The sequence below is a fragment of the Bradyrhizobium sp. UFLA05-109 genome, assembly GCF_054185165.1.
In genome coordinates this window covers 15,393-34,336 of sequence record NZ_JBBIAR010000024.1, presented here as the reverse complement: position 1 = coordinate 34,336, position 18,944 = coordinate 15,393, and the positions used below count along the sequence as shown (strand labels likewise).

General features: G+C 65.5%; 15 protein-coding genes. 6 read left to right on the top strand and 9 right to left on the bottom strand.

The window, feature by feature from the left end; translation table 11 throughout:
- Positions 1 to 55 precede the first annotated feature (55 nt).
- The 3 genes from Q3C01_RS19025 to Q3C01_RS19015 all read right to left on the bottom strand — a co-directional run bounded on the left by Q3C01_RS19025 (position 56) and on the right by Q3C01_RS19015 (position 2,724).
- Positions 56 to 658 carry a PAN domain-containing protein gene (locus Q3C01_RS19025; RefSeq protein ID WP_458146838.1) on the bottom strand — a complete coding sequence of 201 codons (603 nt, stop codon included), beginning with the start codon at positions 656 to 658 and terminating at the stop codon, positions 56 to 58.
- A 107-nt stretch (positions 659 to 765) separates the two neighbouring features.
- Complete coding sequence (locus tag Q3C01_RS19020) at positions 766 to 2,136, bottom strand: glutamate--cysteine ligase (protein WP_458146837.1); 1,371 nt, start codon at positions 2,134 to 2,136, stop codon at positions 766 to 768.
- 99 nt (positions 2,137 to 2,235) lie between these two features.
- Positions 2,236 to 2,724 (bottom strand): MarR family winged helix-turn-helix transcriptional regulator, encoded by a 489-nt coding sequence (locus Q3C01_RS19015; protein ID WP_254102677.1) that lies wholly within the window; start codon positions 2,722 to 2,724, stop codon positions 2,236 to 2,238.
- Between the two features lie 126 nt (positions 2,725 to 2,850).
- Between Q3C01_RS19015 and gstA the strand changes: the two genes are divergently transcribed.
- Positions 2,851 to 3,465 (top strand): glutathione transferase GstA, encoded by a 615-nt coding sequence (gene gstA / locus Q3C01_RS19010; RefSeq protein WP_458146836.1) that lies wholly within the window; start codon positions 2,851 to 2,853, stop codon positions 3,463 to 3,465.
- A gap of 82 nt (positions 3,466 to 3,547) precedes the next feature.
- On the opposite strand, the gene Q3C01_RS19005 is transcribed toward gstA, so the two are convergent.
- The 4 genes from Q3C01_RS19005 to Q3C01_RS18990 all read right to left on the bottom strand — a co-directional run bounded on the left by Q3C01_RS19005 (position 3,548) and on the right by Q3C01_RS18990 (position 9,464).
- Positions 3,548 to 5,761, bottom strand: coding sequence for an FAD-dependent oxidoreductase (locus Q3C01_RS19005; RefSeq protein WP_458146835.1), 2,214 nt, complete (start codon positions 5,759 to 5,761; stop codon positions 3,548 to 3,550).
- Positions 5,762 to 5,918: 157 nt separating this feature from the next.
- Positions 5,919 to 7,127: an acetyl-CoA C-acetyltransferase gene (locus Q3C01_RS19000; protein ID WP_458146834.1), complete on the bottom strand. Its 1,209-nt coding sequence runs from the start codon at positions 7,125 to 7,127 to the stop codon at positions 5,919 to 5,921.
- Between the two features lie 57 nt (positions 7,128 to 7,184).
- Positions 7,185 to 8,975: an acyl-CoA dehydrogenase C-terminal domain-containing protein gene (locus tag Q3C01_RS18995; RefSeq protein ID WP_458146833.1), complete on the bottom strand. Its 1,791-nt coding sequence runs from the start codon at positions 8,973 to 8,975 to the stop codon at positions 7,185 to 7,187.
- A gap of 105 nt (positions 8,976 to 9,080) precedes the next feature.
- Positions 9,081 to 9,464 (bottom strand): nuclear transport factor 2-like protein, encoded by a 384-nt coding sequence (locus tag Q3C01_RS18990; protein WP_458146832.1) that lies wholly within the window; start codon positions 9,462 to 9,464, stop codon positions 9,081 to 9,083.
- A 181-nt stretch (positions 9,465 to 9,645) separates the two neighbouring features.
- On the opposite strand from Q3C01_RS18990, the gene Q3C01_RS18985 reads away from it, so the two are divergent.
- The 5 genes from Q3C01_RS18985 (at position 9,646) to Q3C01_RS18965 (ending at position 17,051) form a co-directional block, all read left to right on the top strand.
- The gene (locus Q3C01_RS18985) at positions 9,646 to 10,233 is read left to right on the top strand and encodes a PadR family transcriptional regulator (RefSeq protein ID WP_458146831.1); all 588 of its coding nucleotides are present in this window, start codon (positions 9,646 to 9,648) and stop codon (positions 10,231 to 10,233) included.
- A 389-nt stretch (positions 10,234 to 10,622) separates the two neighbouring features.
- Positions 10,623 to 14,096, top strand: coding sequence for a tetratricopeptide repeat protein (locus tag Q3C01_RS18980; RefSeq protein ID WP_458146830.1), 3,474 nt, complete (start codon positions 10,623 to 10,625; stop codon positions 14,094 to 14,096).
- 212 nt (positions 14,097 to 14,308) lie between these two features.
- Positions 14,309 to 15,112 (top strand): COG3904 family protein, encoded by an 804-nt coding sequence (locus Q3C01_RS18975; protein WP_458146829.1) that lies wholly within the window; start codon positions 14,309 to 14,311, stop codon positions 15,110 to 15,112.
- Positions 15,113 to 15,351: 239 nt separating this feature from the next.
- Positions 15,352 to 16,269: a sulfite exporter TauE/SafE family protein gene (locus Q3C01_RS18970; RefSeq protein ID WP_458146828.1), complete on the top strand. Its 918-nt coding sequence runs from the start codon at positions 15,352 to 15,354 to the stop codon at positions 16,267 to 16,269.
- Positions 16,266 to 17,051 carry a TIGR02186 family protein gene (locus Q3C01_RS18965; RefSeq protein WP_458146827.1) on the top strand — a complete coding sequence of 262 codons (786 nt, stop codon included), beginning with the start codon at positions 16,266 to 16,268 and terminating at the stop codon, positions 17,049 to 17,051. The genes Q3C01_RS18970 and Q3C01_RS18965 overlap by 4 nt, the downstream gene beginning before the upstream one ends.
- Positions 17,052 to 17,196: 145 nt before the next feature.
- On the opposite strand, the gene Q3C01_RS18960 is transcribed toward Q3C01_RS18965, so the two are convergent.
- Both Q3C01_RS18960 and Q3C01_RS18955 read right to left on the bottom strand, forming a co-directional pair.
- Positions 17,197 to 17,970 (bottom strand): MBL fold metallo-hydrolase, encoded by a 774-nt coding sequence (locus Q3C01_RS18960; RefSeq protein WP_458146826.1) that lies wholly within the window; start codon positions 17,968 to 17,970, stop codon positions 17,197 to 17,199.
- Between the two features lie 28 nt (positions 17,971 to 17,998).
- The gene (locus Q3C01_RS18955) at positions 17,999 to 18,925 is read right to left on the bottom strand and encodes a DMT family transporter (RefSeq protein WP_458146825.1); all 927 of its coding nucleotides are present in this window, start codon (positions 18,923 to 18,925) and stop codon (positions 17,999 to 18,001) included.
- Positions 18,926 to 18,944 lie beyond the last annotated feature (19 nt).

Genomic DNA, 18,944 nt, shown 5'->3' with positions numbered 1-18,944 from the left:
CCGGTTCAGCAGTGCATCACTTGCGTGCTGCACTGCGCCCGGGGCACGAGAACCCCTACCTCACCACGCCCGACGTGAACCCCGCCTTCCTGCGCGGCGGCTTGATTTCCTTCTTCAGGAAGCATTTCGCCTCGCGCCCCGTGTAGCCGGGGCGGGCGAAGGTGAAGGCCCGGCATTTGTTGTCGGCGATGCAGGCGGCCTTGCAGGCCTCCTCGCCGTCGTCGGCCTTCAGTTCGAAATTGCGCAGGTCGCCGCCGGGGCGGTCGATCGACGTTTCTACGCCCTCGACGCGGGGCTCGATGACGCCCGCGCCGCGGACGCCCGAGATGCAGCAATTCGCCGGAATGCGCGGCGGCACGGTGTTCTTCAGCCAGCACACCGCAGGCGCACCCTCGACGTCGGGATAGCTGAAGCTCCAGGACCGGCAGCGCCGGTCGCGCTCACACAGCAGCGCGCAATCCTCGGGATCACCTGACGCAACGGGCGTGTTGAAATAGTCACCGCCCGGCCGGTCGAATGCGGTCTGGGCGCTCGCCGGCGCGATGGCAGGCAGGATCGCCAGCAGCATGACCCACGCCATACCCTGTGCCACGACCCTCGTCATGGCTCTTGCCATGAGCTTTGCCATCAAGGCCCCAGCCAGGCGGCCCTTCCCCATCAGAACAGCTTTCGAGTTATTGAACGCGCTCAGTTTTTTCAGTCGGTCATTTGATCGCCGCAAACCTGTACGGGCGATGAACGGCGCGCGCCACTGACCCGGCTGAGCTAGAACGCGTAGTCCGCGTATGCCGGTTCCACCGATTCCTTCCAGGGGCCGTGAAATTTCTCAAGCATCTCCTCGGCCGGCGTGCGTCCGCAATCGATGATGCGGTCCAGCGGCTCCAGATGGCGGGTCTCATCCCGGCCGAGCTGGTCGACCCGGCCGCGGCGCCGCAGGCCGGCATGGGCCAGCACCAGGCATTCCTTGGCGATCTCGAAGAGATAGCGGTCCTTGATCCGGGCCTTGAAGCCGAAGCGCGGCACATCGTCGCGCAGCGCCTGGCGCTCATGCGTGCTCCAGTGCTTCACCAGATCCCAGGCGGCATCGAGCGAGGCGTTGTCATAGAGCAGCCCGACCCAGAACGCCGACAGCGCCGGCAGCCGGCCCCAGGGACCACCATCGGCGCCGCGCATCTCGAGGTAGCGCTTCAGCCGCACTTCCGGGAAGATCGTCGAGAGATGATTGGCCCAGTCCGACAACGTCGGACGCTCGCCGGGAAGGTTGTTGTTGCGGCCTTCGAAAAAGGCGCGGAAGGAGGAGCCCGACACGTCGATGTAATCATCGCCGCGCTTGACGAAATACATGGGCACGTCGAGCGCATAGTCGATATAGCGCTCAAAGCCCATGCCGTCCTCGAAGGCGAAAGGAAGCATGCCGGAGCGTGCATTGTCGGTGTCGCGCCAGATTTCCGAGCGGAACGACAACAAGCCGTTGGGCTTGCCTTCGGTGAACGGCGAATTGGCAAACAGGGCGGTTGCGACCGGCTGAAGCGCGAGCGAGACGCGCAGCTTCTTGACCATGTCGGCTTCGGAGGAGAAGTCGAGATTGGTCTGCACCGTGCAGGTTCGGTACATCATGTCGAGGCCGTATTTGCCGACCTTCGGCATGTAGTTGGTCATGATCTTGTAGCGGCCTTTCGGCATCACCGGAATGTCGGCGCGCGACCAGGACGGTGTCATGCCGAGGCCAAGGAAGCCGATGCCGAGCGGGGTCGCGATCTCACGCACCTGCGCCAGATGCGCCATCAGCTCACTCTGCGTCTGGTGCACGGTCTCGACCGGCGCGCCGGACAATTCGAACTGCCCGCCCGGTTCGAGCGAGATCGCGCCGCCGCCGGTAACGTCGTAGAGGCCGATGATGTTGCCTTTCTCCATGATCGGCTCCCAGCCGAGCAGGAGCTTCATGCCTTCGAGCAGCGCGCCGATGCCTCGCGCTCCCTCATAGGGAACCGGGCGGTGGCCTTCGAGCGTGAACGGCGTCTTCTCATGCTCGGTGCCGATACGGAAATCGTCCACCGGCTTGCAGCCGGCCTCGAACCACGCGACGAGCTCGTCGCGCGATTGCAGCGGCGTCATATCGATCTGGTCTCGCGCCATATCAAACTCTAATCAAAAGCGCTTCGACCGAACGCGCGCGGGTGACAGGGATGGTCCGCGAACCCACAGGTTGCGCGGACATTTTGGTTTGCTGCGGGATCATCGCAACGGTGTGCTTTCGTTGGCGACCGGCAGCTTCATCTCGCCGCAGGAGCAACCGAGCCGGTCGAGCAGACCGCTGAGCTTGACGGCGTCCGCATCGGACAGTTTCGAGCCGACATACTTCTCGATTGCGGCGGAATAGGCACCCCACATCCGCTTCTGCAGCTCGCGACCGGCCTCCGTGATCTCGACGAACTGGCCGCGCTTGTCGATCTTGCATTCGCGGCGCACTGCGAGGCCCTCGTCGACCAGGCGGTCGATCAGCCGCGAGGTCGAATATTGCGGAATCAACATCTGGCGCTCGAGCTCCACGGGGCGCAGCTCGCCCGACGGCGCGCGCGACAGTTCGAGAAGCGCATCATACCAGGCGAGCGGCGGGAAGCCGGCCTTCTTCAGGTCCTGCTCCACGCAGTCGAGCACGCGGCTCTGCACCCGCATCAGGCGGATCCAGGCAGACGTCGCCTCGGTTGATGGTTTGCGTTTCATGGTCCCGCTCAAGTGAAGTAGCCCGTTCTTAGCGCACTTGATGCACCTGCATCAATCTTGACTATTCCATGCAAATGCATGTAGGCGTTCTTCCGCCCCAACCAACCATCGAGAGGAGAAAATTCTATGAAACTCTATTACTCGCCGGGAGCGTGCTCGTTGTCTCCCCACATCGCCCTCCTCGAAGCCGACCTGCCCTACGAACTCGTCAAGGTCGATATCCGCGCCAAGAAGCTCGAAAACGGTGAGGATTTTCTGAAGGTCAACCCGAAGGGCCAGGTACCGGCGCTCGGTCTCGATAGCGGTGAGATCGTGACCGAAGGCCCGGTCATTGTCCAGATGATCGCCGATCAGGCCTCGGCCAAGGGCCTGGTGCCCGCGCGCGACAGTTCCGAGCGCTACAAGCTGCTGGAGTGGCTGAACTTCCTCACCTCGGAGGTGCACAAGAGCTTTGGTCCGCTGTTCTCGCCGGTGCTGGCCGACGATGCCAAGGCGTTCTTCAGGGATCGCGTGATGGGCAAGTTGAAATATATCGACGGCCAGCTCACCGGTCGCGACTATTTGATGGGCCAGCAGTTCACCGTCGCCGACGGGTATCTCTTCACCATGCTGACCTGGGCGGAGCGGCTGAAGTTCGACCTCTCGGCCCTCACGAACCTTCTCACCTACAAGGCTCGCGTCGCCGCGCGGCCGAAGGTGCAGGAAGCGCTGAAGCGCGAAGGGCTCTTGCAGGCGGCGTGAGCCGTCACGACCACGGACAAGAAAAGGCCGGATCGACGATCCGGCCTTTTGACTATCGAGGATGCTAGACGGGGTAACGGGCTTACGCCGCCGACTTCTTCGGCGCGAAGCGGCCGTAGAAGGTCTCGCCCTTTGCCGCCATCTCCTCGAGCAGCTTCGGCGGGGTGAAGCGGGAGCCGTACTTGGCTTCCAGCCTGTGGCAGAGCTCGACGAACTTCTTCGTGCCCATGAAGTCGATGTAGGACAGCGTACCGCCGGTGAACGGCGCAAAGCCGAAGCCGAGGATCGAGCCAACGTCCGCTTCACGGGGATCGGTGATGACGTGATCCTCCACCGTGCGCGCGGCTTCCACCGCCTGCACCACCAGGAAGCGCTGCTTGAGCTCCTCGACGTCGAGTGTGTCGGGGTCGAGCTGCTTCGGCTGGAGCGCTGACAACCCCGGCCACAGGCTCTTCTGGCCCTTGCCCTTCTCCGGATAGTCGTAGAAGCCCTTGCTGTTCTTGCGTCCCAGGCGGCCCTGCGTCTCGACCATCTCCACCATCAGCTTCTTCTGATCGGGGTTGATGGCGTTGGGGCCGAGATCGGCCTCCGTCGCCTTCATGATCTTCAGGCCGAGGTCGAGCGCGACTTCGTCGGACAGCGAGAGCGGGCCGACCGGCATGCCGGCCATCTTGGCGCAATTCTCGATCATCGCCGGCGGGACGCCTTCGAGGAACATCTCGTTGCCTTCGGCGACGTAGCGGCCGACGCAGCGGTTGGCGAAGAAGCCGCGGCTATCGTTCACGACGATCGGCGTCTTGCCGATGGTGCGGACGTAGTCGAGCGCAGTTGCCAGCGCGACGTCGCCGGTGTTCTTGCCAAGGATGATCTCGACCAGCATCATCTTCTCGACCGGCGAGAAGAAGTGGATGCCGACGAACTTGCCCTGGTCCTTGAAGCTCTCGGCCAGCGAGGTGATCGGCAGCGTGGACGTGTTCGACGCGAAGATCACGTCAGGCTTGAGATATTCCTGCGCCTTGGCGAAGGTGTCCGCCTTGACCTTACGGTCCTCGAAGACGGCCTCGATGACGAGGTCGACGTCCTTCAACGCGGCATAGTCCGCGGTCGGCATGATGCGCGCGAGCAGCGCCTCGGCATCCGTGGGCTTGGCGCGCCCCTTCTTGATCTGCTCCTCGATCACCTTCTGGGCATGCGCCTTGCCCTTGTCGGCACTTTCCTGGTCGCGGTCGATCAGCACGACGTCAAGACCTGCGCGGGCCGAAACGTAGCCGACGCTCGCGCCCATGAAGCCGGCGCCGATCACGGCGATCTTCTTCACCTTGGTCGGCGGCACATCCTTCGGACGGCGCGCCCCCTTGTTCAGCTCCTGCATCGACAGGAACAGGCTGCGGATCATGGCCGCCGCTTCCTTCGAGCGCAGCACCGAGGTGAAGTAGCGCGACTCGACGCGCAATGCGGCGTCGATCGGCAACTGCAGACCTTCATAGACGCAGCTCATGATCGCGCGCGCGGCGGGATAATTATCGTAGGTCTCGCGGCGGTAGATGGCGTTGCCGGCCGGGAACATCATCATGCCGTTCTTGGAGAACACCGGGCCACCGGGCAGCTTGAAGCCCTTTTCGTCCCAGGGCGCGACCGCCTTGCCGCCGCCCTTGATCCAATCCTTTGCCGCCTTGATCAGATCGGCCGCGGGAACGATGGCGTGGATCAGGTTGAGTTGCTTGGCCTTGTCGAGCGCGACGGGATCGCCCTTGAGCAAGATGGTCATGGCATCCTGCGGCGGCACCAGGCGCGGCACGCGCTGCGTGCCGCCGGCGCCGGGGAACAGGCCGACCTTGACCTCAGGCAGGCCGAGGCGCGTCTTGGGATTCTCCGCCGCCACGCGATAGTGGCAGCACAGCGTGATCTCGAAGCCGCCGCCGAGCGCCAGCCCGTTGATCGCGGCCGCCCACGGCTTCCCGGAGGTTTCGATGGAGCGCAGCACCTGCGAGAAGCGCCGGCTCTGGTCGAACAGCATCTGGTTCGCGGCCGTCTCGCCCTGCTCCTTGAGGACCTTTGCGTAGGCCTGGTTCATGCCCTCGAGCATCGACAGATCGGCGCCGGCGCAGAACGCCTCCTTGCTGGAGGTGATGACGACGCCCTTCACGGCGGCATCCGCCGTGGTCTCTTTCACGATCGCATCGAGCTCGCTGGTCGAGGTTTCGTCGAGCACGTTCATCGAACGACCCGGGATGTCCCAGGTGACGAGCGCGATGCCGTCGGCGTCGGTCTCAACCTTGAAGTTCTTGTAAGCCATGTTGGTTGCTCCTCGGTGCCGGCTGCCGATCTCAGGCGCTGGCGGTTGACTCTGGATCTCGTAGGGTGGGCAAAGGCGCGCTCGCGCCGTGCCCACCATCATTCGCGGAGACATCAGTGGTGGGCACGCTTCGCTTTGCCCACCCTACGGCAGCTCGTCACACCCGCTCGATGATGGTCGCGGTGCCCATACCGCCGCCGATGCACAGCGTCACCAGCGCGGTCGACTTGTTGGTGCGCTCGAGCTCGTCGAGCACGGTGCCCAGGATCATCGCGCCGGTGGCGCCAAGGGGATGGCCGAGCGCGATCGCGCCGCCATTGACGTTGATCTTGGCGTTGTCGATGTCGAAGGCCTGGATATAGCGCAGCACGACGGAAGCGAAGGCCTCGTTGAGCTCGAACAGGTCGATGTCCGACTTCTTCATGCCAGAGCGCGCAAACAGCTTTTCAGTGACGTCCACCGGGCCGGTCAGCATCATCGCAGGCTCCGAGCCGATGTTGGCGAAGGCGCGGATCTTTGCACGCGGCTTCATGCCGTATTTCGCGCCCGCCTCCTTGCTGCCGAGCAGCACGGCGCCGGCGCCGTCGACGATTCCGGAAGAGTTGCCGGCGTGATGCACGTAATTGACGCGCTCGATCTCCGGATGCGACTGGACCGCAACCGCATCGAAGCCGCCCATCTGCGCCATCATGGTGAAGGACGGCTGGAGCTGCGCCAGCGACTGCATCGTCGTGGTGGGCCGCATATGCTCATCCTTGGCGAGGATGGTGAGTCCGTTGATGTCCTTCACCGGAACGACCGACTTGTTGAAGCGACCTTCGTCCCAGGCCTTGCCGGCGCGCTGCTGGCTTTGCACGGCGTAGGCGTCGACGTCGTCGCGGGAGAAGCCGTACTTGGTGGCGATCAGATCGGCCGAGACGCCCTGCGGCATGAAATAGGCCGGCACGGCCATCGAGGGGTCCATCGGCCATGCACCGCCGGAGGCGCCGATGCCGACGCGGCTCATGGATTCGGCGCCGCCGCCGATCACCAGCTCATGTTGGCCGCTCATGACCTGGGCAGCAGCGAAGTTCACGGCATCGAGGCCGGAGGCGCAGAAGCGGCTGATCTGCACGCCGGGGACGGCTTCACCGAGGCCGGCTTTGAGCGCCGCAAAGCGCGCGATGTCGCTGCCGGCTTCGCCGACCGGATCGACCACGCCGAGCACGACGTCATCGACGGAGTCCACGGGCAGGTTGTTGCGCTCCTTCAGCGCCTGCAGCGGCACGGTGGCGAGCGCCAGCGCGGTGACCTCATGCAGCGCGCCGTCCGGCTTGCCGCGGCCGCGCGGCGTGCGAACGTGGTCGTAAATGAATGCCTCAGGCATGACGCCCTCCTGATGTGATGTCTAGATGCGATTGGGACCTGGCGACGGAAGCGGGCTTTAAAATGCTTCCGCCGGCAGTTCCATGACGGTGGCGCAGCCGGCCTGGATGCGCGCGAGGTTGGCGGCGGTCTCCGGCAGCATCCGCTCCATGAAGAAGCGGCCGGTGACGAGCTTGGTGGACAGATAGGGCGTAGCCCCGGACTCGGCAATCTTGGCCTGCGTGACCTTGGCCATCCGCGCCCACATGTAGCCGAGCGCAACGAAGCCGAAGAGGTGCAAGTAATCGGTTGCGGCGGCACCGGCATTGTCTGGCTTCGCCATCGCGTTCTGCATCAGCCAGGTGGTGGCCTGCTGCAGATGGCCGAGCGCGGTCGAGAGTGGAGCGACAAACGGCTTCAGCGCCTCGTCGCCGCCGTTCTCCTTGGCAAAGCCCATCACCTCGCCGAAGAACGTCATGATGGCGCGGCCACCGTCGCGCGGCAGCTTGCGGCCGACGAGGTCGAGCGCCTGGATGCCGTTGGCGCCTTCATAGATCATGGCAATGCGCGCATCGCGCACGAACTGCTCCATGCCCTGCTCGGCAATGTAGCCGTGGCCACCATACATCTGCTGCGCCTGCACCGCGTTGGAAAAGCCGTAGTCGGTGAGGAAGCCCTTCAGCACGGGGGTCATCAGGCCCATGTGATCGTCGGCGGCCTGGCGGTCCTTGGGATCCTCGGAGCGGTGGGCGACGTCGCTCTTCAGCGCGGTCCACACCACGAAGGCACGCGCGGCCTCGTTGAAGGCGCGGATCGACAGCAGCGTGCGGCGCACGTCGGGATGCACGATGATCGGATCGGCCGGCTTGTCCGGCGCCTTCGCGCCGGTGAGCGCGCGGCCCTGGACACGCTCGCGGGCATAGGCGACTGCGTTCTGGTAGGCGACTTCCGACTGCGCGAGACCCTGCACGGCGACGCCGAGGCGGGCCTCGTTCATCATCACGAACATGCCCTGCATGCCCTTGTTCTCTTCGCCGATCAGCCAGCCGGTGGCGTTGTCGTAGTTCATCACGCAGGTGGAATTGCCGTGGATGCCCATCTTGTGCTCGATCGAGCCGCAGACCACGCCGTTGCGTGCACCGACGGAGCCGTCAGCGTTGACCAGGAACTTGGGCACCACGAACAGCGATACGCCCTTGATGCCGGCAGGCGCACCCTCGATGCGAGCGAGCACGAGGTGGATGATGTTGCCAGCGAGATCATGCTCGCCGGCCGAGATGAAGATCTTCGTGCCCGTGATCTTGAAGCTGCCGTCGGCCTGGCGCACCGCCTTGGTGCGGAGCATGCCGAGGTCGGTGCCGCAATGCGGCTCGGTCAGGTTCATGGTGCCGGTCCATTCGCCAGCCACCATCTTCGGAACGTAGGTCTTCTTCTGCTCGGGGCTGCCGTGCACCAGCAGCGCTGCGGTCGCGCCCATGGTCAGACCGCCGTACATCGCGAAAGCCATGTTGGCCGAGCACTGGAATTCGTTGACCGCCTGACTCAGCGCCACCGGCAGGCCCTGCCCGCCAAATTCGGTCGGCACGGAGAGGCCGAGCCAGCCGCCCTCGGCGAGCTGCCTGAAGGCGTCCTTGAAACCTTTCGGCGTGGTGACGCTGCCGTCGTCGGCGCGCTTGCAGCCTTCGAGATCACCAACGCGATTCAGCGGCTGGAGCACCTCTTCGGCGAGCTTGGCGGCTTCGCCCAGGATCGCCTCGCGCACGTCGCTCGACGCGTCGGAGAAGCCCGGCAGGTTGTCGTAGCGGTCGATCTGGAAGACGTCGTTGAAGAGGAAATTCACGTCTTCGACGGGGGCTTTATAGATCGGCATGGCGTTCTCCCGGCATGGGGCCGTTAAGTGGTGGTATTCTTGAAAAACGCCCTGAGGCGCAGTCTTTGTCGCGAGTCTAACCGTTTCCGCAACCGCAGGGCAGCGTCATTGTTGTGCGGCGAGCTGCTCCGCCATCAAGCGGTGCAGCATGTTGATGGCCTTGAGCGGACGCACCATCACCTTGAAATGCGTGATGCGGCCCTCGTTGTCGAAGGTGATGATGTCGACGCCGTTGATCTCGATGCCATCGATCATGGTCTTGAATTCGAGCACGGCGCCGCTCGCGCTTCGCCACTCGCCGACATAGCTGAAGCCGGGGCCGCCGAGCACCTTCTCGGCGCTCGACAGATATTTGAAGGTGATGTCGCGCCCGCGCTGCGGCGTGTGCACGACGGGACTTTCGAAGATGGCATCGGGGTGAAGCAGGTCCCACAGCGCGGCGCGGTTATGGGACTTCATGTAGCCGTACCAGGAATCGAGGCCGGTCATTCTCAGGGTGCCTCCCTTGATAAAGGCCGTGGCAAAAACTTGAAAACAACCCCATGCAAAGTAGCGCGAAGGCTGACGCCGGCTAGGCAATCGGCCCGCCCGCATATGCACATTGACGCATATGCGCCGATATGCATAAAGTCAAGTCAATTGGTCGGGACTTCTTGAAGGAGCCGGTGTCATGGCGCTGGGCGACGCAATCCTCGCATGCCTGACGGAACGTCCGATGACGGGCTACGAGCTCGCCAAGACGTTCGACTCCTCGATCGGCTTCTTCTGGAAGGCCGATCACCAGCAGATCTATCGCGAACTGTCCAAGCTGCGCGACCGCGGCTACATCCAGGGCCGCGAGGTCGTGCAATCCGGCAAGCCCAACAAGCTGGTTTATACGCTCACCGAGGAGGGACGAACAGCGCTGCGGCACTGGGCCGCGCGGCCGAGCACACCGCCCTCAATCAAGGACGACCTCCTGGTCCGCCTCCACGCCCTCGACAGCCTCGACATCGAGCCCCTGCGCACCGACCTGATGGCCCGGCTCGAGCACCACCGCGACCGCCACGAGAACTACGAGCGCATCCTGAAGAAGCGCTTTCCGGACGGCGAGGCATCGGGCGTGCTCGACCTCGGCAATCTGCTGCTGCTCCGCCTTGGCGCGCGGCACGAGCAGATGGTGGCCGATTTCTGCGAAGAGACCCTCGAGGCACTGTCGACCATGAACGCGCGCGGCACCGTGGTGCCGATCGACGGGGGCAAGCGCGAGAAGGGCTGACGATAGCGTCTCCAAAGCCCGATTGCCGCCAACCCACTCCGCTGTCATCGCCCGCGAAAGCGGGCGATCCAGTATTCCAGAGGCAGCGCAGCTAGGGCCGAGAGGCCGCGGCGTACTGGATGCCCCGGTCAAGCCGGGGCATGACACCGGTGAATGTGGCGGGCCACCCTTGCACGACGAACCACCAAGGTCTCTCGGCCCCTCTTGTTCCCCGCGCCCAACTTTAAGACGGCGGCGACGGCTTCCTTAACCCGTTATTTACCGTAACAGAGAAAAGTCGGTTTTTGAGGCAGACGACCCGCGCCGAATGGAATTGTCTCTACAACTGGGACGCGCGGGGAAGCTGGAGGCATCGGGTGGGGTGCCGAAGTCGGAACCGGACAGAAGTCATGAATTCGCGCGTATCGTGGAGTGTTGACGGCATTGATCCATCCGTCAGGGAGCGCGCCGAAGCAGCAGCGCGCCGTGCCGGCATGTCACTCAACGATTGGCTGAACTCCACCCTCGGCGACACGACCCCGCCGAACTACCGCGGACCTTACGAGCAGCGTCCGCAAGCCCCGCAGGCACTGAGCCAAGCACCGAGTCAGGAAAGCCGCGACGTCGCCGACATCCACCAGCGGCTGGATGCGATCACCCAACAGATCGAACGGATCTCAAAGCCCGTGCCGCGCCAGGACACTTCGCGTCAGGACACTTCGCGTCAGGACACCTCGCGCGAGCAGGGCGTCGCGCGCCAGTTGAACGACGCGATCTCGCGGCTCGATGCGCGGCTGTCGCAGATCTCGCGGCCGCAGGGCCAGCAGGCACCGCGGCCCGCCCCGGTCGATACGCGCCAGCGCCAGGCCGAGATGGTCGAGCGCGCGGCAGCGCAGGTCTATCGCAACTCGCCGCCGCTCAGCCCCGCCTCGCTCGACGTTGCGGTGGCCGAAATCACCGCGCGGCAGAACGAGCTCGACAGCTTTGTGCCCCGGCAGATTCCGCCGCGCGCAGCACCCTCGATCGCACCCGCCGCGCCGATGGCTCCCGCCATGTCACCTCCCTTGGCGCCTCCCAATCCCTTGGCGCCTCACATGTCTCCGCCCCCGGCGCCCGCTACCCAAGCCTACGCACCGCCGCCTCCGCCGCCGGGGCCCGACTTCTCCGCGCTCGAACGGCATCTCCTCAAGATCACCAGCCAGATCGAGGCGATGCAGCGCCCCGATCACATCGAGCAGTCGATCACCGCGTTCCGCAACGAGCTTGCGGAGATCCGCCACGCCATCACCGAGGCGATGCCGCGCCGCGCGATCGAATCGATCGAGAACGAGATCCGCTCGCTGCATCGTCGCATCGACGAGACGCGCACCTCCAGCACCGACGGCCAGGCGCTCGCCGGTGTCGAGCACGCGCTGTCCGAAATCAAGCAGGTGCTGCGCACGCTGACGCCGGCCGAGCAGCTCACCGGCTATGACGAGGCGATCCGCAACCTCGGCGCCAAGCTCGACCTGATCCTGCGCGCCAGTGACGATCCCGGCACGGTGCAGCAGCTCGAAGGCGCGATCTCGGCGCTGCGCGGCATCGTGTCCAACGTCGCCTCCAACGAGGCGCTGGCACGGCTGTCCGAGGACGTGCAGCTGCTGTCGTCCAAGGTCGACCAGATCACCCGCCCATCCGCCCCCAACAGCGACGGTTTTGCGGTGCTGGAGCAGCGCATCGCCGCGCTCACCGCGGCGCTGGAGACGCGCGAGCGTCCTGCGCCGTCCGAAAGCAGCGAGCATCTGGAAAACGCGATCCGCGCGCTGTCCGATCGCTTCGACCGCATGCAGGTCGGCGGCGACTCCGCCTCCACCTTCGCGCATCTCGAGCAGCGCGTGTCGTATCTCCTGGAGCGGATCGAGGCTGCGTCGGATCCGCGCAATGGCAATTTGAGCCGCGTAGAAGACGGCCTGCACGACATCTTGCGGCACCTTGAGCGGCAGCAGGCGACTTACGCCGCGCTCGCCGAGAGCCGCAGCTCGGCACCGGCCTCCGATTCCGGCGTGGTCGATCTCGTCAAGCGCGAGCTCTCCGACATCCGCTTCAGCCAGGCCGAAACCAACCGCCACACGCAGGACTCGCTCGAAGCCGTGCACAGCACGCTCGGCCATGTCGTCGATCGCCTTTCGATGATCGAGGGCGACCTGCGCGCGGTGCGCAGCGCGCCGCCTCAGGCCGCGCCGCAGAACTTCGCAGCACCGGCGATGCCGGCCGAACCGGCGCGCAGCGTGATGCCATCGCAGCAGCTGCCCAAGGCCGACATCAAGGCCGACATCAAGCCCGATTTGCCCAATCCGGCCGCAGCGCAAGCGGCCTTCGTCGCCGCGCCACGCGAATTCCACGCCGCAACGCCGGTTGCTCCGCCGCCGGTGCCGGCAGCACCGCCTGTTCCGCCGCGCGCGATCAGCGAAATCCTCGAGCCGCATGCCGCGCCTGCGCGCGCTGCGATCGCGCCCGAGCTGCCGCCGGATCATCCGCTGGAGCCGGGCACGCGGCCGAGCGGCCGCGCCGCCACGCCGTCGGAGCGCATTGCCGCGTCCGAAAGCGCGATCAGCGAAATTCCCGCCCCGCCCAAGGAACCGGTGTCGTCGTCGAGCTTCATCGCCGCCGCACGCCGGGCCGCGCAGGCCGCCGCGGCGCAGCCCGAGAAGCCCGGCCGTGGTGGCAAGGCGGCCGCGGGCGGCGCCGCCAAGGACAAGAGCAAGGAAGGCTCGACCATCACCTCGAAGATCCGCTCGCTGCTGGTTGGCGCGAGCGTGGTCGTGATCGTGCTCGGCACCTTCAAGATGGCGATGAACCTGCTCGATGGCGGCGGCAGCGCCCCGCCGGTGCCGGCGATGGAGACCCCCGCAAGCGCGCCGGCGCCGCAAGCTCCTGCCCCCGCCGAGAGCAGTGCGAAACCCGCCGTGCCCGAGCAGGTCACGCCGTCCATGACCTCGCCGACCCCGCTCGGCCGGCAATCCCTGAACAATGCAGTTCCCGCCTCTTCCGGCAGCGCCGCGTCGGTCGAGATTCCGCCCCCACCGGCAGTGACTGCGCAGCCGGCGTCCGGCAATAGCGATATCACCGGCGCGATCCCGACGACGCCGTCGCGCGCGCGGCTCGGCACCGTCCAGGTGCCGCCGAGCGAGCGGCTGGCCGACGGCATCGGCGGTCCGGTGCTGCGCGCCGCCGCGATGAAGGGCGATGCGACCGCGGCCTACGAGATCGGCTTGCGCTTCGCCGAAGGCAAAGGCGTGGCTGCAAACTACGAGGAAGCCGTCAAATGGTATGACCGCGCGGCGCAGGCCGGCGTGGTGCTTGCGACCTTCCGGCTCGGCACGCTCTATGAGAAGGGCCTCGGCGTGCAGAAGGACGCCGACATCGCCCGCCGCTACTACACGCAGGCTGCCGAGCGCGGCAACGCCAAGGCCATGCACAATCTCGCCGTGCTCGACGCCGATGGCGGCGGACGCGGCCCCAATTACAAGAGCGCGTCGCTCTGGTTCCGCAAGGCCGCCGATCGCGGCGTCGCCGACAGCCAGTACAATCTCGGCATCCTCTATGCCCGCGGGATCGGCGTCGAACAGAATCTGGCCGAGTCCTACAAATGGTTCAGCCTCGCTGCCGCGCAGGGCGACGCCGATGCAGCGACCAAGCGCGACGACGTTGCCAAACGGCTCGACCCGCAGTCGCTCGCCGCCGCCAAGCTCGCGATCCAGACCTTCAGCGCGGAGCCGCAGCCGGACGATGCCGTCAACGTCGCAGCCCCCGCCGGCGGCTGGGACAGCGCCCCGGCGCAGGCCAGCACCAAGCCCGCGCCCAAGCCTGTTGCGACCAAGCGCCAGGCCTTGCTGGCGCATTAAAGCGCCAAGAGAATTAGTCGATCTGGCCGCAGGCTCGCTGCACCTCTCCCCGCAAGCGGGAGAGGGAGCGCACCTCCCTCGTGGTTCGCAATCTCATCTCGTTCTAGGACAACATCACGTCGCGACGTGCGGTTGCGTCGTCGTATACCTCTCTGCCGATGCCGTGTAGAACTGCGTGACACCTGCGCGGTGTCCAGCAGCAAGAGGTCCCCTTGTCCGAGACTGATCGCCGGGAGGAAAGCTCCTTCCGCAGCTCTCCCACCGGTCCGCGCATTGCGCCCTCGCGCGCTGAGGCCCCACGACTCACAGTCGAGCGGCCGGCGCCCCTGCCGGCGCGCAGGCGGCTGTTCTGGTCGGTCGTCATCTTTCTGCTCCTGTCCTCGGGTGTGCTCATCCGTGCCTATCGCGACATGTCGCGGCCCGAGGCCTGGGCCTACTGGAGGGACCAGTATGTGTCGCCGAGCCTGAGTTCGACCGTCATCGCCAATGTCGATCTCGGCGGCGCCGCGCGTGGCCGGCGCGCACTCGCCGTCAGCGGCGAGATCGGGCCGGCGGCCGCGAGCTGGCTGCGTGACCGGCTGGACGACGCGCATCTCGCTCCCGGCGAGCTCGTCCTGCTATCCTCGCCGGGTGGCAACCTCAACCAGGCCGTCATCATGGGCGAAACGATCCGTGCGCGCGGGCTATCGACCGCCGTTGGTGTCGCCGACGCCTCGGGCCGTGTGCGGCCGGCCTATTGCGCCAGCGCCTGCGTGCTCGTCTATGCCGGCGGCAAGATTCGCTATGGCGTTGAGGGATCGGCGCTTGGGGTTCATCGCTTCACGAACAGTGCACCGGGCAGTGACCCCATCGCCGACGCCCAGCGCACGGCCGGCGCAGTGCTCGGCTATGTGACGCGCATGGGCATCTCCTCCGAGATCGTCGAGGCCATGTCGCAAACCAGGGAAGTGCGATGGCTCGCGCCCGACCGGGCCCTGGCGATGAGTCTGATCACTGATCCCGTCGGCAAGCGGTGAGGATCGGCTCGCGTTAATCTGAACTATTCACCACGCCGAGCGATCCCGATCGGACCACGGGCGAAAACGCCGCACGCCGCAAGATTCCTTGTCCCGCGGCCCGCCAAATTCGGCTAATGAGGGACGCGGCAATCGTTCTGCCTTCCCGCGAGCATTCCGCAAATGGAGCATGATCTTATCGGAAAACCGCGTCACACTTTTCCGGATCATGCTTGATCCATCTCGCCGGAACGTGCCCGATGCAGCTTTACCTCCCGATCGCTGATCTTCCGGTCAATGTGTTCCTGGTGCTCGCGATGGGCGCCGCGGTCGGTTTCGTCTCGGGCATGTTCGGGATCGGCGGCGGATTCCTGATGACGCCGCTGCTGATCTTCATCGGCATTGCGCCCGCGGTCGCGGTCGCGTCCGTCGCGAGCCACATCGCGGCCTCGTCCTTTTCCGGCGCGATCTCCTATTGGCGACGACGCGCAATCGACCCGGCTCTGGCGACAGTCCTGCTATTGGGCGGCGTGACGGGCACCGCGCTCGGGGTGTGGACCTTCACGCAGCTGCGCGCACTCGGCCAGCTCGACCTGATGATCGCGCTCTCCTACGTGGTGCTGCTGACGACGGTGGGCAGCCTGATGTTCTCGGAAGGCCTGCGCGCGATGATGCGGACCCGGCGCGGCGCCGTACCGCTGCGGCGCACGCACAACTGGATTCACGGCCTGCCGCTGAAGATGCGCTTCAAGCGCTCGAAGATCTATCTGTCGGTGATCCCTGTCGTCGTGGTCGGCATCATCATCGGCTTCATTGGTGCCGTCATGGGCATTGGCGGCGGCTTCATCCTGGTGCCGATCATGATCTATTTGCTGCGGGTGCCGACCTCGACGGTGATCGGGACCTCGATGATCCTGACGCTGGTCACCATGCTGTTCGCGACCATGCTGCATGCGGTAACCAATCATCTGGTCGATGCGGTGCTGGCGCTGATCCTCATGGTCGGCGGCGTCACCGGTGCACAATTTGGCGCGCGCGCCGGCCAGAAGATTCGCGGTGAGCAGTTGCGGCTTCTGCTGGGCCTGCTCATCCTCGCCGTCGGCTTGCGCTTTGCGGTCGAGCTCGTGCTCCGCCCCGAAGATCTCTTCACCATCCGCGAGATCGGGGTGACGGGATGATCGCGCGCGCAATCATCGCCAATTTCCTGGCGGCTCTCATGATGCTGCTGCCCGGCGGCGCCGCGCGCGCCGAGCGGCTGATCGTGTCGGTCTCCAACCACCGCGTCACCGTGACACCAAACTATTCCGGCGAGGAGCTGGTGCTGTTCGGCTCGGTGGAGAGGGATGCGGCGACGCCAGCCAATCGCAATGCCTACGATCTCGTCGTCACCGTGCTGGGCCCGCGCGCCGACATGGTGACGCGGCGCAAGGAGCGAAGGTTCGGCATCTGGATCAACACCGATTACCGGCAATTTTTGCAGGTGCCGAGCTATCTCGCGCTGTTCGCCAATCGCCCCTTCGACCAGATCACCTCGCCCGAGATCGCGCGGCGCCAGCAGATCGGGCTCAACAACGTGCTGCTGACGCAGCGCGTCGGCTCCGATTATGCCGACGTGGTACCGGACGACGCGTTCCGCAGCGCCTTCATCCGCTTGCGCACGCAGCGCGGGCTCTACCGCGAGGATCCGTCCGCAGTGACGTTCCTGACGCCGACGCTGTTCCGCACCGGCATTCCGCTGCCCGCCGAGGTCCCGATCGGGACCTATGAGGTCGAGATAAAACTGTTCGCGGGCGGCGCGCTCGTGACCAAGACCGAGACGGCGTTCGAGATCGTCAAGGTCGGCTTCGAGCAGTTCGTCGCCACGAGCGCGCGGCAGAACGGATTCATCTACGGCCTCGTCACCGCTGCCCTGGCGCTGATGTGCGGCTGGTCCGCGTCAATCGTGTTCAGGAAGGATTGAGGGGGGCTACGCTCTCTCCACTCGTCGTCGCCCGGCTTGACCGGGCGACCCAGTATTCCAGAGGCCAGCGTTGGCGACCTCGCTCTCGCAACAACGGCCGCGGAGTACTGGATGCCCCGGTCAAGCCGGGGCATGACAGAAGAATCTAAGGCGCCTCGATCACCGTGGGCACGCCGGGCTCGAGCAGGCGCAGGCGTGGGCCGAAGCCGAGGACGTCGAAGGTCTTGCGCAAATCCTCGCCGTTCTGACGGAAATGCGCCCAGCCTTCGGTATGGACGGGAACGATCACCGCATCGGGAAAGGCGCGCGCAGTCTCGACGGTGTCGTTGGTGTCCATGGTGAGATGGAACGGCCCGCGCGTCTGCGCAGCGCCGGCAAACGGCAGCACCACGCCGCAATCGAAACGGCGCGCGACTTCCGCAACACCATCGAACCAGGTGGTGTCGCCGCTGATATAGATCGCGCGACTGTCCTTGTTGCTGGAGGACACCACGAAGCCGATGACGTCCCCCGACAGCGGCTCGATGCCTGCTGGACCATGGCGTGCGGGCGTTGCGGTGATGGTCAGCGTGTTGCCATCGCGATCCCTCACTTGCGTCGTGTCCCAGGGCGCAAGGCCTTCGATGTGACCGCCGAGCCGCTTTGCGCCCGCTTCCGTCGTCAGCACGCGTTTCATCTTGAAGAGGAGTTCACGGCCGGAATTGTCGAGGTTGTCCGAGTGCTGGTCGTGGCTCAGCAGCACCGCATCCACCGGGCCGATCGCGTCGGCCTTCAGCGCGGGGCCGATCGTCTTCTCAAGCTTGACGTGCGGCAGTTGATAGGCGCCGGGACCATCGAAGGTCGGATCGGTGAGGAGCCGAAAGCCGTCGATCTCGATCAGCGCGGTCGGGCCGCCGATCAGGGTAATGGAGATGGGCATGGCGGACTCCTGTTACGAGGCGGACTTGTTACGAGACGGACTTGGTCACGACGGTTTGGGCGGGCCGCGTCACGAGATAAATGCCGATCGCCACCGGAAGGATCCCCAGGAGATCGCGCGCCTCGACATGCTCCCCCAACACGAGGAACGCGAACAGCATGCCGAGCGGCGGCATCAGGAAATGATAGGCGCTGGCCGCGGTCGCGCCACACACTTTCAGGAGATGGAACCAGAGCAGATAAGCGAGGATCGAGCCGCCGAGCACCAGGAAGGCGAAGGCGCCGATCAAACCAGGCGTGTACTGGATGGCGCGGATATCGGCGAAACCAAGCGCGATCGGCGTGAGCACGATCCCGGCGGCAATGTTCTGGATGCCGTTGCCGATCCATAAGCTCCCCTTCGGCGCGAACAGCTTGAACAAAATGGTGCCGGCGACGATGGAGGCGAGCGAGGCCAGCGTGAAGGCGATACCGTGTAGGCTGTCGGTGCCGACCGCGAGGCGATGCCAGACGATGAAGGTGACCCCGACAACGCCGAGCAGCAGGCCGCTCGCCTTGCGCCAGGTCATGCCCTCGCCGAGCAGCAGCGCGGCGAGCGCCGCGGTGAACACCGGATTGGCCGAGACGATCAATCCGCCGAGGCCGGCGGAGACCGATTGCAGGCCGGTATAGCCGAGCCCGAGATAGAGCGCGTTGTTGGCTATGCCGAGCACGGCGAACATTGCGGCGTCACGCCAGGTCATCTCCCACGCATCGCGGCGCAGCGCCGAGACGCCGAGGATCAAGATGCCGGCGAGCGAAAAGCGCGCCGCGAGCAGGATCAGCGGCGGGCAGTCGGTGACGCCGATCTTGCCGGCGACGAAGGCAAAGCTCCAGAGCAGGCAGAACAGGCCGATGTAAAGCGGCAGCGGATTGAAGCGGGCGCGGGGGATGGCGATCGAGGGGGCGAGCGACATGGCAGTTTCTCTTGGCATT

Coding starts and splice junctions, on each gene's coding strand:
- Q3C01_RS18980 (WP_458146830.1), top strand. CDS start 10,623: ATGAATTCGCGCGTATCGTGGAGTGTTGACGGCATTGATCCATCCGTC.
- gstA (WP_458146836.1), top strand. CDS start 2,851: ATGAAACTCTATTACTCGCCGGGAGCGTGCTCGTTGTCTCCCCACATC.
- Q3C01_RS19005 (WP_458146835.1), bottom strand. CDS start 5,761: ATGGCTTACAAGAACTTCAAGGTTGAGACCGACGCCGACGGCATCGCG.
- Q3C01_RS18990 (WP_458146832.1), bottom strand. CDS start 9,464: ATGACCGGCCTCGATTCCTGGTACGGCTACATGAAGTCCCATAACCGC.
- Q3C01_RS19020 (WP_458146837.1), bottom strand. CDS start 2,136: ATGGCGCGAGACCAGATCGATATGACGCCGCTGCAATCGCGCGACGAG.
- Q3C01_RS18965 (WP_458146827.1), top strand. CDS start 16,266: ATGATCGCGCGCGCAATCATCGCCAATTTCCTGGCGGCTCTCATGATG.
- Q3C01_RS18985 (WP_458146831.1), top strand. CDS start 9,646: ATGGCGCTGGGCGACGCAATCCTCGCATGCCTGACGGAACGTCCGATG.
- Q3C01_RS18970 (WP_458146828.1), top strand. CDS start 15,352: ATGCAGCTTTACCTCCCGATCGCTGATCTTCCGGTCAATGTGTTCCTG.
- Q3C01_RS19000 (WP_458146834.1), bottom strand. CDS start 7,127: ATGCCTGAGGCATTCATTTACGACCACGTTCGCACGCCGCGCGGCCGC.
- Q3C01_RS18955 (WP_458146825.1), bottom strand. CDS start 18,925: ATGTCGCTCGCCCCCTCGATCGCCATCCCCCGCGCCCGCTTCAATCCG.
- Q3C01_RS19025 (WP_458146838.1), bottom strand. CDS start 658: ATGGGGAAGGGCCGCCTGGCTGGGGCCTTGATGGCAAAGCTCATGGCA.
- Q3C01_RS19015 (WP_254102677.1), bottom strand. CDS start 2,724: ATGAAACGCAAACCATCAACCGAGGCGACGTCTGCCTGGATCCGCCTG.
- Q3C01_RS18995 (WP_458146833.1), bottom strand. CDS start 8,975: ATGCCGATCTATAAAGCCCCCGTCGAAGACGTGAATTTCCTCTTCAAC.
- Q3C01_RS18960 (WP_458146826.1), bottom strand. CDS start 17,970: ATGCCCATCTCCATTACCCTGATCGGCGGCCCGACCGCGCTGATCGAG.